The organism is Nostoc sp. DedSLP04 (assembly GCF_034530775.1).
In the GTDB taxonomy this organism is placed as follows: Bacteria; Cyanobacteriota; Cyanobacteriia; order Cyanobacteriales; family Nostocaceae; genus Nostoc.
Genome location: NZ_JAVRCL010000018.1, coordinates 1 through 11,965 on the forward strand (window position 1 = coordinate 1; position 11,965 = coordinate 11,965).

An 11,965-nucleotide genomic window follows, 5' to 3' on the forward strand; every position below is an offset into this window, starting at 1 on the left:
AATTTTTATTTCTGTATCATTTTTCCATAACTTTTGTTTTAAGGACATGTCTATTCCCTAGCAGAAATTTTCTGTTGCACCCAAGCCCGAAAAGCACGGGTAGTAGCAATTTCCCCATTCTTCTTCGCTTCTTGGATAAACCGAGGAATCTCCTTGACCGACACAGGTGCAAAAGTAGGGCTGGTTTCGACTTCTGAGTATTGCCCACCTGCAAGCGTGTAGACTCGCAACACACTGCCGTTATAGCGCCAAAATTCAGGGACTTCCATTGCAGCATAAAGCTTAAGTTTGTCTATTGCAGACCTGGAATATTCCACTTCCAGCACCAGGTCAGGGGGCGGGTCGATAGCTATGTCAATATTTTCTTTATCTCGAACTAGCGCTTCATTTTGAATGTAGTAGCTACTATCTGGCTCGGCTCCTCGCTGCAAATCATCCCGCGTTAAAGTTAATGAACCAGCGCGTCTAATTTCCCAGCCCAACTCTTCGCACAGGACACCAACAAAAACTTCTATTAAGCGATTTGAGTTCTCGTGCGGCATTTGTGGGGTCATAATTTCTATCGTTCCACTGTCATAAGCCAGTCGGGAATTACGATCTGAACCCATTTCAGCCAGCATGGTTTTAAATGTCTGCCAGCTAATGTTTTGGAGTATAACCCGATTTTCTGCGGATGTTGTTATTGCCACCATAGTTCAGTTCTTTGCAACAAAACTTTTTCCAGTACTGTATCCCTACGAACCTTTTACCAAATTCGTTGTATATTGAGTACAAAATCAGGTAAAACATTTTCGCCGGAAATAGTTTGAGGATATTTTAAAACTTCCACATCTTGTCCTGGACGATAAATTTCTACTTCCTGTTTTTTTCGGTTAATCAACCAACCTAGACGACAACCATTTTCGATATACTCTTGCATCTTGTTCTGAGTTTTTTTCAAGCTGTCATTAGGCGAAAGTATCTCAATTACAAAATCAGGACATAGGGGAATAAATTTTTCTTTTTGTTCTTTAGTCAAAGCATCCCAACGAGATTTTTCCACCCAAGAAACATCTGGAGAACGGTCAGCCCCGGATGGTAAAGTAAATCCAGTTGATGAATCAAAAACTTCGCCCAATTGATTTTGGTCGTTCCAAAACCATATTTGAGCGTTAATAGTAGAATTACTTTTTCCTGTTTCTCCTCCCGTAGGTAGTATTATAATCAACTCTCCTTCCGCATTGCGTTCTAATTTTAAATCTGGGTTTTCTTCACACAATTGATAAAATTGCTCTCTTGTCAGTTGAATTACAGAATTGAGGTTTAATGTAAGTGCTGTCATCAGAGTATTTACCTTTTTGTTAGCTAACTGGCTACAAATCTTCAGTTAAAGTTTTTTAACGAAAATTATAAATAACGTTTTCCCAATGGGGTTTTATTTGCAAAGTTTTTCACACAAAGAAATTCAACAAAATCTAAAACTTACTCTTGTTTATCTTGTGGAAGAAAGTGCCACTTTGTTAATAACTCTTATTCTGAAATCATTAGTATTTACCCATTACTATTACTTTTATTGTAATTGGGTATTTTTATTGTAGAATAACGTTTAAATTTAATCCTACTTGCGAACAAGAAGATCCTCGACTTCTTTAAGAAGTCGAGGATCTGAGCCTTTAGCAGAAATGACTCACTTACTCGTTATCTTTAATTATCTGCCAGGAACCTTCAACCCCCGACGCTCAAGGATTTGCCGCACTTCTGGGCTAGGGGCGTAGTTATAGCCGTAGGAGGAGTTCTCAGAGTCATCCATAATCTGAGGTGTAAGCAACACAATCACCTCTTGACGCTGGTTTTGTCGGTTTGTACTTCTAAATAACGAACCAATCAGTGGAAGATCGCCTAAGATAGGAATTTTGGAGACAGCTGTCCGATCTTGGTCTTGAATAATACCACTTAGGATTAGTGTCTGACCATCTCGTAAGCGAATTAAGCCAGAAGTAAGAGAGCGCTCAGACACTAAAATAATTTGTCCATTTCCTGTATTTGCTGGGGCGGAAGGAGCGCTGACAGTAGGGGCAACCGATAAAGAAACGAACCCATTATCGTCAATCCGCTCAATTTTTACACTCAAGGTTAAGCCAACTTTTTGTTTCTCAATTGTTCTTTCTGTCCTAGAACCACCAGAAGTATCAGTTGTTTCAAGGGTTATATTTCCCACTACTTCTTGAGTCAGATTGACCAGAGCCTGCTGACCTTCTTGCACAATTAAGGTTGGGTCAGTCAAAATCTTGGCATTGCCATTTGTCACTTGAGCTTGCAAACTGGCGAGAAGACTTTTGGTAAATGTTATTGGCTTTGCAACAGTGCTAAAGACATCATTCACGATCGGTGTACTAGTCAAGCTAGTTCTTACTTCATCACTAGTAGCTGGTCTTTTACCTCCAAAATTCAGAGAGGCGATACCACCATCATTGCTAAAGTAATTGTTACCAACCCCAAAAGAAAAGCTAGTGTTGTAGTCTTGAATGTTCGAGAGGTTGACATCAATAATCTTGACGTTGACTACCACTTGACGACGGCGGATATCAAGCTGAGTTAGTTGAGCCATCGCAATCTCAATCAGTCTAGGAGGGCCAATTAAGGTCAGGGAATTGGTGCGCTCGTCTCCTAATGCTTGTAAACCTCTTAATAATGGACTAGAGTCTTTAAAATCAACGCGTAGAGGTTGAACTTGGGTTTCCGTGGTCGTCTGAGTTTGGGTGATGGGGGCAGCCGCATTACCTACAGCTACCGCACTAACGCTAGTAACTTGTCGTTCGCGGCTGACGGCACTTTCTGCTCCCAAAGCGACCAAAAAATTCAGGGCGACTCCTACCGTAACCTGATTGAGCCGCATACTACGCATAACCATATCACGGGTCGCATTAGGTAGTTTAGCCCCGACAAAAACTGTACGACCACTACGGTTAGCTTCTAAACCGCTGAGGCGCAAAACGTAGTTAAATACATCTTGCACTGGCTCATTTTCTATATCTAGCGAGATTGTTTGAGAAACTGCTGGTGCATTAGTACCGCCACCTGGCTGACCTCCACCACCTTGCTCACCTCCTACGTAAGCCAAGTTCAAACCGGCAGCACGAGCAAGCAATGACAAAACCTCACGTACTGGGGCATCTCGCAGTACTAGACGAGGTACACGTTCCTGAGTTGCTAAGTCAACGGTACTAGGAGAAGCATCAGTAGCAGAAATAGCAATATCTCCCACTGGTGGGGCGACGGCTCGAGGTAAGAACGGTGGAGCCTGACTCACAGGTTGACCTGGCCCAGCAGCTTGTGCAGGTTGTCCGTCAATGGTGACTTCCGGGTTAGGAACGAGAACACCTGGATTTTGACCAGGTTGGGCTGGAGTTGTAACAGGTGGTGCTGTGGATGTTGGGGTTGTTGGGGCTGTTGGCGTTGGCACTGATGCTGTAGAGCCTGTTGAAGGGCTAAAGCTGAGTGTAATTCCATTTGGCGATCGCATCACGGGTTGACTGCCAGGTGCATTGTTGCTCCCAGTTACCGTTACCCGAATACTATTAGCATCAAGCTGACTAACTTCAACAGAGGTAATTCCTGGTGCTGGGTTATCTTGACGAAAGCTATTACCTTGTGGTAATCGTAATTGAGTGTTGATAACATCAGCGATTAAAGCCTTGCCTCTTTTTGTAGTGAAAACTTGGGCGCGCGACCCGGAAGAAGTTTTCAAAGCAACGCTAATTCCACCATTAACTGTATTTAACTGGACATTAGTAACTTGACTAATTTGTGCCCAAACTGGTTGAGCTGCCAAAAATACAAAAGCAGCAGTAGCTAAAATAAAACTATTACCGTGAAGCTGTTTCACAGTTCATTCCTCACCTTATAAAACCTTGTTTACAAACAATTTTGAGTAGGCGCTTAGAAACCACACGCCAATTGCTTATGGGGTTTCACCATTGGCGCTAGCATCTCTTTTTTGGAGAAGATCGCGTTGGCTTAACTACACGAGACTTTGCCCACCTACCCTGCCAGAAGACCAAGGGCGAAAGTGAGTTTCAAAATCCTCAATTATTTCCTTAGTGTGTGGGAAGGGTTTGTCTACGCTTGTGTAGCCGCGAATTCTATTATTCGTCCTAGCTCTAATTTGACTACTTTTTCGGGGCAGCTTTCGCTGCTGCGGCAATTTCTTCTGGACTAAGTGGCATCAATACCTGTAACTGGAATGATGTATTAATCGCTGCTGGGCCTACCTGCATCGGCGTTTTATCTAATGGGGATCTTGTCTCTGCTGGAGCCAAAGTTGCTTGATAATCTTTAACTATTAACAAAGGTTGTAACCGCTCAATGTTACGAATTATCGATTGTGTTTGTTCATAAGTTGCTGTAATCTCAGCGCTGATAGTACTGCGTTGCAGCTTGCCGTCAACCCCTAGTCCTAGACTTCCATCGGTAATCGGTTCTGGTTTTTGGGAAATCGGCACATATCTCTTCAGTTTGGCTCTTACTGCATTAATAGAAGTTGCGCTATTGCCAGACTCAATTAAGCGGTTCAAATCCAACAGTAATGTATCTAAGGTTTTTTCGTTAGCAAATAAACTTAAAACCTGAACTTTTTGCTGCTTTGCCTGTGCTAGTTCGTCTTTAACTTTGTCAATCTGTTTAATATTGGCTTTTTTTTGCTCAATTTGCGCTTGCAGTTCAGAGCTTTTGGCTTGCTGCTGCTGATAGCTTTCCCAAGCTGGCATCAGCAGGTTTAAAAATATATAAGCTGCTCCCGCTAAACCAACTACCCCTACCAAGATCCCAATAATTTTTGGTGTGAAGGCAATACCAAATACTACGGGTGCGCCTGGCGTTGCTTGATCGAATTCCCCACCTTGTTCGGAAAAATTTAAATCATCACTCAGCGTCATTTTGAAATGACTCCTGTTTGTTGCATATTACGAATTCGAGTTACTAATCCCACTGTGCCTTTTTTTTCCAACTCTCGAATTAATTCCGACGCTGGAACGTCGTTCATGCTCGATTGAATAGTGTATTTAACTACTTGAGGTGGCTTAATTACGACATTATTAGAAGATTGACTCGCACTTGATGTTAAGGGAGCATCTACTAATGCTGCTGTCACAATTCTGGTTTCTGTGGACTTCAAAAACTGAGACTGTTGTAAACTCAATAAGAAATCATTGACATCATTAAAGGAACGAGCCAATCCGTTAATTTCTAATCCCCCTGCGGGATTATTTGGTGGCTGACCTGCCGCTACTGCAATGGGTGGGATTTGCTTGATATTCTCGATTTGCACTGCCGTTGGGATGCGATCGCGCAAATCTTGCAGCATTGCTGACCAAGGTCGAATTTGGTCAAATACAGTAACTAAAGCTTGGGTTTCCCCTTTAATTGCCTTTGTCTCGTCTTTGATTTTGTTAATATTTCCTATTTCTGTATCTAACCTCTTGCTTTCTTGATCTAGTTGTGCAATCTGACCATCTAATTCAACAATCTTCCCTTGCAGCAACCACCAACCAACTCCAAATAAAACCGGAAGACCTATACCTACTGCAACTCCTACATACAGTAGTGTCAAATCCCCCGTAGGAAGTTTTAGGGCTATTCCTCCTTGTTTCTCTGGCTTTTTCTGGTATGCTGGGCGGTCTTTAAGAAAGTTAACATCTAGGCTGTACATTTTATTACACCTCCCGCATTCCTAGACCTAGTACGATCGCCAAGCCAGAGCGTTGTACCTGTGGATATTTATCAGTGTCAACTTCCAAAGATAAAGACCCAATTGGATCTATTTGGGTAGTTGGCAAACTCAATCGTTGGGTAAAAAATTCATCTAGCTGTTGAAGTCCACCTCCTGGGCCGGCTAATAAAATCTGCGCTACCTCCAAATTTTCACTTTGATTCAGGTAAAAATCGATGGAACGGCGCAGTTCATCCGTTAGTTCTCCCAAGACTCTCAATATGGCAGCCATGCCAGGATCGAGTTCGGTAACGCCAGTTTTACCCCCGTCTATGGGAGTTGCAGGAATAACCATTCCGTGTAACAGTTCCATATCTCGTGATGTAGGTAAGCTCATTGCCCTTGCTAAGGCAGTTTGCATTTGATAAGTCCCGATGGGGACTGTGCGCGAAAATTGCGGCACTCCGTTAACGATGATGGCTATTTCTGTACTATCGAACTCGATATCAACTAGTACTGCTGCTTCTTGCGGCCCAAATTGTCGCAGTTGTTCGCGAATAGTCCGAATTAGAGCAAAACTGTTAATTTCTAAAACATCAATTTGTAATCCTGCCTGCTCGAAGGTACTTATATAGGTATCCGTGATCTCCTTGCGGGTGGCAACTAAGAGTACGTGTACTTTTTCAATGCCATCTTCATCTACAAAATACCCAAGTTTCTGATAATCTACATCAGCCTCTTCACGAGGATAAGGTAAATACAAACCTGCTTCATGGTTCAGCACCATTTCTCGCAGTTCTTTATCGTCTAACTCTGCTGGCACTGGTATAATCCGAACGATAGAATCTCGTCCTGGGACACCAGTAGCAACGCGAGAAGTTTTGATTTTGCTCTCAGCTAGCGCCTGCTGAATTAATTGCGCCATTGCTGGAGGGTCGCTGATTTGACCATCGGTAACTATCCCTTCTGGAACTGCTACCGATGTATAGATTTCTAGTTTCAAGCCTTGACCCTGCTTGCGTAGCTGAACTACATTCACCCGTTCGGGAGCAAGTTCAATGCCTACTCCTTTTTTCGATTTGCCAAACAGACTATTGAAGCTTTTTACCACAGTTGTGCCCGCTGGACTGCTAAATTGAAAATTTAAATTAGTTGCGGTAAAGGCGTTATATATTACGTCTTTACGGGTAATTTATTTAGCCTATAATCTCAACAATTCTGTCTAAGCTTTTCACACCGATCAAGCGTAAAAATACTGGGAAAATGATTCAATTGCGAAAATTTAAACAACTTGTTGCTTTTGTACTGCTTGGCTTATTAACCAGTTGGATTGTAAGTTGCAGTACAGGTAATGTTAATACAAGTACAAAACAAGCTACTTCAGGAGCGGGAACTGTTGAGTTTTGGACAATGCAACTCCAACCTCAATTTACCGACTACTTCAAAAGCCTAATTGCGAATTTTGAATCGCAAAATCCAGGTATAAAGATTAACTGGGTCGATGTACCTTGGGCAGCAATGGAGAACAAAATATTAACAGCTGTCTCCGCAAAAACGCCACCTGATGTAGTTAACTTGAATCCGGGTTTTGCTTCCCAACTTGCCGGACGAAATGCCTGGTTAGATTTAGATGCGAAAGTCCCGAATGATGTACGTTCCTCCTATTTGCCGAATATCTGGAAAGCAAGCACGCTTAATGGTAAGAGTTTTGGGATTCCCTGGTATCTCACCACACGGTTAACCATTTATAACACTGATTTATTAAAACAGGCAGGTATCAATAAAGTCCCCGTAACCTACGCAGAATTGGCACAAGCAGCGCAACAAATTAAAGACAAGACGGGGAAATATGCTTTTTTTGTAACTTTCGTACCGCAAGATTCTGGTGAAGTGTTGGAATCTTTCGTGCAAATGGGAGTCACTCTCATAGATGCTGAAGGTAAAGCGGCGTTTAATTCAGCACAAGGAAAAGCTGCGTTTCAGTATTGGGTAGACTTGTATAAAAAAGGTTTGCTTCCTAAAGAGGCTTTAACTCAAGGACATCGCCACGCGATCGATTTATACCAATCTGGAGAGACTGCGTTTCTAGCTTCTGGGCCAGAGTTCCTGAAAACGATCGCTAATAATGCCCCCAAAATTGCTCAAGCTTCGGAAATAGCACCTCAACTCACTGGTGACACAGGCAAGAAAAATGTCGCGGTGATGAACATAGTTATTCCTCGCGATAGCAAACAACCAGATGGCGCTGTGAAGTTTGCTTTATTTGTCACCAATGACGAAAATCAGTTAGCCTTTGCTAAAGCTGCAAATGTTCTGCCTTCTACAATCAAAGCATTGTCTGATAGTTACTTTAAAGATGTTTCAGCTAATGCTTCAACAATAGAAAAAGCACGAGTAATGAGTGCTCAAGAACTGCCAAAGGCAGAAATATTGACCCCGACATTGAAGGATTTTAATAAACTGCAAAAGGCAGTTTACGAAAACTTGCAAGCAGCAATGTTAGGGCAGAAAACTGTAGATAAAGCTGTAGAAGATGCGGCGCAGGAGTGGAATCAGAGGTAAATTCGTAATTCGTAATTCGTAATTCGTAATTCGTAATTATGATTTATGAAATATATTGGTGGTTGCTAAAAAGTCGCCGATTAAATAAAGGGAACCACACAAAACGATTAAATCGTCTGTGGTAGCGGTTGAGGTTGCAGCTGCTAGTGCTGTGAATAAATCTGGATGGATTTGGCGATCACTTAATTCGGGACAGAGGCTGTAAGCTAGATTTGATAAGTAGTCTAGATCCGCAGAAGTTCTACCAGGCCAGGGTTCTACTGGTATTGGCATTAAATAAAGGCGATCGCCTGGTCGCAGTAATGCGGTAAAAATATCAGCATGATCCTTATCGGCAAACATTCCCACAATCCAATTGACGGGCTTATGGTTAACTGCGTCTAAGCTATCAACATATTGGCGAAGAACTTGAGCGGCGGCGGTATTATGAGCGCCATCAAGTAATAATTTATGGTTGTTCCAAGTAATCCATTGCATCCGCCCTGGCCATTTAGTTTTGGCCATGCCGTTAATTATGGCTTCTTCTGAAATCTGCCAACCCTGTTGTTGGAGAATTTCTAAAGCAGCTATTGCCAAAGCCGAATTAGTTAACTGAATTTGTCCGGCTAACGGCAACGGATATTTAATTAAATTAGAATTTTGAATTGTTTGATATTCTGCCCATCCTGTAGTGATTTCACGGGCGGGTTGAGGCGTAAAAATTCGGCATTGTAATTCTAAGGCGCGCGATCGCACCACTTGGTCTGCCTCTGGTGGTAATGGCCCAACCACAACGGGACATCCAGGTTTGAGAATACCTGCTTTTTCTCTAGCAATGTCAGCGATGGTAGGGCCAAGTTGTTGCCAGTGTTCCCGGCTAATGGAAGTAATGAGTGTAACCAAAGGTTCCAAGCAGACATTGGTTGCATCTAAGCGCCCTCCCAGTCCGACTTCTACCACAGCCACATCAACTTGCTGCCGAGCAAAATATAACCAAGCAGCCGCCGTAATTACTTCAAACTGAGTTGCCGATTCGTCCTGATGACGAATAACCGCTTGGACTTTTTCTAATAATTGACTCAATTCCTCAGAGGAAATTTGCTGTTCGTTCAGACAAATACGTTCCCTCCAATCAACTAGATGGGGTGAAGTGTAGCGTCCTGTACGATAACCAGCCTCTGTGAGTACTGAGGAAATATAGGCACAGACTGAACCTTTGCCATTAGTGCCAGCAACATGAATTACCGGGACTTGGTGATGGGGATTCCCGATATTTGCCAATAGGTTGACAATGCGATCGAGTCCCAAATGGACACCAAAGCGTTGCAGGGGTTGTATTACAGAATCGATATCCAAGGAATGGGAGTAGGGAGTGGAGACAAGGGGACAAGGGGACAAGGGGACAAGGGGACAAGGGGACAAGATGAATAATCAATGCTCAATACTTCGGCTTCGCGGTAGTTGAGCGCAGTCGAAACTCAGTACAAGTACCCCGTGCCCCATGCCCCATTAATGAATTTAAGCTTCTCTATCGAAAAAGCCTTGAAATTGTCTTAAAGCCGCAGCGCCAATATTAAACACTGCCCAACTAGCAGCAATGACTACTGGTGCTAAAACGATCGCTATACGAAAATCGATATCCATATCTAAGAACCCCTCTTTTAAGTAGAAATTAAAGTTTTGTCAACAGCTCTCATTTTTATTTTTAGCTGAAGTGGGCAATTTTTCCAAATCCAAATGTAAAGAATGTTTAAATTATGGGGCATTGGGCATTGGGCATTGGGCATTGGTTATTAATTCTTCTCCCCCTGCCTCCCCTGCCTCCCCTGCTCCCCTGCCCCCCTGCCTCCCTACTCCCTACTCCCTACTCTCTAAGCCTTGCTAAAACCAATATCAGTACCCTTACCAGCATGAACTAAAGCTAACTTTTGGTAACGTTTAGCGTGTTCAATCAGTTCTGCGGCTTCAACATCTGTTACTTGCCGTAATACTTTACCTGGAATACCGACAACTAATGACAAAGGCGGTACATTTTTAGTTACCACTGCGCCAGCACCAATAATGCTTCCAGCGCCCACTCGTACCCCATCTAAAATCACTGCGCCAATGCCAATCAAACTTCCACGCTCAATGTAAGCAGAATGTACTACAGCGCGATGCCCTACGGTAACATGATCTTCTAAAATTGTTGGAAAACCAGCGTCACCATGTAGAATTGCACCATCTTGAATATTGGTGCATTCGCCAATTTCAATTCGTTCTACATCTCCCCTCACCACTGCTCCATACCAAATGCTCACTCCTGTTGCTATATTTACCGAACCCATAACAACAGCATTGTCCGCAATGAAGGCAGCTTGAGAAAAATCAGGAGATGTCCAGTAAGAAGCGGTAGACACGATAGAATATGAATATGGTACCCAGGAACACTGGAGAAACACCAACCTTTGAGGCTGGTTGCACAACCAGGATATCACAGCGTCAAGCCTCTACGCTGAGGAAAACACTAGTGAACAATGTTCCTGCCGCAACACCGTGTCTATGCAGCAGCGAGCAAGTAACCCAAAGTGGTTGAGCCGAAGTGTATAATCCAACCCACTAGTGCTGGTGAAGACAAAACTATGTTTGTACGCACTTCATGATGAATCCAGGTTTGCAGTACCCGATGTTTGGGCCGGAAATACAGTGTCCCCATTGTCGCCAGACTATTCCGGCGTTGACACTCACAGATACCTATCTGTGTCCGCGTCATGGCGCGTTTGAAGCTAATCCTAAAAATGGAGAGTTAATCCATTTGCAATCGGGGCGTCATTGGCGGAGATGGAATAATGAATGGTATAGACAACATACTCATCCTGATGGTATTCGCTTTGAAATTCACGAAGCATTAGACAAGCTCTATACCCAAGGTTTTCGAGCAACACGAGTGATTATTGCTCGACGCTATCAGGAATTAATGAGTGGCTACTTAGAACGCAGCACGCCTTGGCGTTCTGGACAACCAGAAGCTACTGCGGCACGTTTGTACGGTTTACCCGTGGAGTTTAGCCCCGATAGCTCAGATGATGCCTGTTGGGAAGTGATTAATTTTGACTTGGAAAAAGAGCCTGGTGTCCCTGTACGCTACCCTTATTTCAGGTTGTTTGAGTAAAGTTAGGAGTTAGGAGTTAGGAGTTAGGAGTTAAATTCAATTTATAACTCATAACTTACAACTCCTAACTTTTGTTATGCACCACGCTTCTATTCGGACTGCGAATATTCATCGAGCGATCGCTTTTTACGAACTTTTAGGGTTTACAATCTCAGAACGCTTTACCACAGGCTACACCTTAGCTTGCTGGATGGAAGGATTGGGCGGCAGAATTGAACTGATCCAAATTCCCGAACCAAAACCAGCCCCAGATGCCTTTGCTGACGAACATTATGTAGGGTATTATCATCTCTCGTTCGATTTAACAGAGATTACACCAGATTTACCTAGCTGGTTGACAAATTTGCAAGAATGTGTATTATTGGCGGCTGAGAGTCAAACCGAAGGATTAGAACCGTTGAAGGTGCTTTTAGAACCGACACAACAGCAAATAGGCGATCGCATTTACGAAGTGGCTTTCATCGCCGATACTGATGGCTTACCTCTGGAATTCATTCGGATTTTAGCAAAACTCTCGTAATTCAGCTTTTTTATTAGCTTTGTTGCTAATATATTTTTTTTCTGTATTGTTACTGAAGTCACAGATT

At 43.0% G+C, this 11,965-nt stretch carries 12 protein-coding genes; 3 read left to right on the forward strand and 9 right to left on the reverse strand.

Features of this window, described 5'->3' with window-relative positions:
• Positions 1-50: 50 nt before the first annotated feature.
• From RMX89_RS12690 to RMX89_RS12715, 6 genes are all read right to left on the reverse strand, one after another.
• Entirely contained in the window at positions 51-692 is a 642-nt protein-coding gene (locus RMX89_RS12690; RefSeq protein ID WP_322689184.1) for a Uma2 family endonuclease, read from the reverse strand.
• A gap of 53 nt (positions 693-745) precedes the next feature.
• The gene (locus RMX89_RS12695; protein WP_322689185.1) at positions 746-1,321 is read right to left on the reverse strand and encodes a Uma2 family endonuclease; all 576 of its coding nucleotides are present in this window, start codon (positions 1,319-1,321) and stop codon (positions 746-748) included.
• Between the two features lie 366 nt (positions 1,322-1,687).
• The gene (locus RMX89_RS12700; protein WP_322689186.1) at positions 1,688-3,865 is read right to left on the reverse strand and encodes an AMIN domain-containing protein; all 2,178 of its coding nucleotides are present in this window, start codon (positions 3,863-3,865) and stop codon (positions 1,688-1,690) included.
• Positions 3,866-4,148: 283 nt separating this feature from the next.
• The gene (locus tag RMX89_RS12705) at positions 4,149-4,913 is read right to left on the reverse strand and encodes a pilus assembly protein PilO (protein ID WP_322689187.1); all 765 of its coding nucleotides are present in this window, start codon (positions 4,911-4,913) and stop codon (positions 4,149-4,151) included.
• Positions 4,910-5,686 (reverse strand): PilN domain-containing protein, encoded by a 777-nt coding sequence (locus RMX89_RS12710; RefSeq protein ID WP_322689188.1) that lies wholly within the window; start codon positions 5,684-5,686, stop codon positions 4,910-4,912. The genes RMX89_RS12705 and RMX89_RS12710 overlap by 4 nt, the downstream gene beginning before the upstream one ends.
• 4 nt (positions 5,687-5,690) lie before the next feature.
• Entirely contained in the window at positions 5,691-6,797 is a 1,107-nt protein-coding gene (locus RMX89_RS12715; protein ID WP_322671748.1) for a type IV pilus biogenesis protein PilM, read from the reverse strand.
• A 152-nt stretch (positions 6,798-6,949) separates the two neighbouring features.
• Here RMX89_RS12715 and RMX89_RS12720 point away from each other — a divergent pair, with 152 nt between their 5' ends.
• Positions 6,950-8,248 (forward strand): sugar ABC transporter substrate-binding protein, encoded by a 1,299-nt coding sequence (locus RMX89_RS12720; RefSeq protein WP_322689189.1) that lies wholly within the window; start codon positions 6,950-6,952, stop codon positions 8,246-8,248.
• Between the two features lie 36 nt (positions 8,249-8,284).
• Here the strand turns inward: RMX89_RS12720 and RMX89_RS12725 are convergent, their stop codons facing one another.
• The 3 genes from RMX89_RS12725 to RMX89_RS12735 all read right to left on the reverse strand — a co-directional run bounded on the left by RMX89_RS12725 (position 8,285) and on the right by RMX89_RS12735 (position 10,626).
• A complete protein-coding gene (locus tag RMX89_RS12725; RefSeq protein WP_322689190.1) occupies positions 8,285-9,583 on the reverse strand; it encodes a folylpolyglutamate synthase/dihydrofolate synthase family protein in 1,299 nt (432 codons plus the stop codon).
• Between the two features lie 162 nt (positions 9,584-9,745).
• Positions 9,746-9,871, reverse strand: a complete 126-nt coding sequence (locus RMX89_RS12730) for a photosystem II protein Y (RefSeq protein ID WP_322671746.1) — start codon at positions 9,869-9,871, stop codon at positions 9,746-9,748.
• 227 nt (positions 9,872-10,098) lie between these two features.
• Positions 10,099-10,626, reverse strand: a complete 528-nt coding sequence (locus RMX89_RS12735; RefSeq protein WP_322671745.1) for a gamma carbonic anhydrase family protein — start codon at positions 10,624-10,626, stop codon at positions 10,099-10,101.
• Between the two features lie 239 nt (positions 10,627-10,865).
• Between RMX89_RS12735 and RMX89_RS12740 the strand changes: the two genes are divergently transcribed.
• Together RMX89_RS12740 and RMX89_RS12745 are read left to right on the forward strand one after the other, a co-directional pair.
• Positions 10,866-11,378, forward strand: a complete 513-nt coding sequence (locus RMX89_RS12740) for a TIGR02652 family protein (RefSeq protein WP_322664825.1) — start codon at positions 10,866-10,868, stop codon at positions 11,376-11,378.
• 76 nt (positions 11,379-11,454) lie between these two features.
• Complete coding sequence (locus RMX89_RS12745) at positions 11,455-11,898, forward strand: VOC family protein (protein ID WP_322689191.1); 444 nt, start codon at positions 11,455-11,457, stop codon at positions 11,896-11,898.
• Positions 11,899-11,965 lie beyond the last annotated feature (67 nt).

Coding starts and splice junctions, on each gene's coding strand:
- RMX89_RS12690 (WP_322689184.1), bottom strand. CDS start 692: ATGGTGGCAATAACAACATCCGCAGAAAATCGGGTTATACTCCAAAAC.
- RMX89_RS12695 (WP_322689185.1), bottom strand. CDS start 1,321: ATGACAGCACTTACATTAAACCTCAATTCTGTAATTCAACTGACAAGA.
- RMX89_RS12705 (WP_322689187.1), bottom strand. CDS start 4,913: ATGACGCTGAGTGATGATTTAAATTTTTCCGAACAAGGTGGGGAATTC.
- RMX89_RS12710 (WP_322689188.1), bottom strand. CDS start 5,686: ATGTACAGCCTAGATGTTAACTTTCTTAAAGACCGCCCAGCATACCAG.
- RMX89_RS12720 (WP_322689189.1), top strand. CDS start 6,950: ATGATTCAATTGCGAAAATTTAAACAACTTGTTGCTTTTGTACTGCTT.
- RMX89_RS12730 (WP_322671746.1), bottom strand. CDS start 9,871: ATGGATATCGATTTTCGTATAGCGATCGTTTTAGCACCAGTAGTCATT.
- RMX89_RS12740 (WP_322664825.1), top strand. CDS start 10,866: ATGATGAATCCAGGTTTGCAGTACCCGATGTTTGGGCCGGAAATACAG.
- RMX89_RS12745 (WP_322689191.1), top strand. CDS start 11,455: ATGCACCACGCTTCTATTCGGACTGCGAATATTCATCGAGCGATCGCT.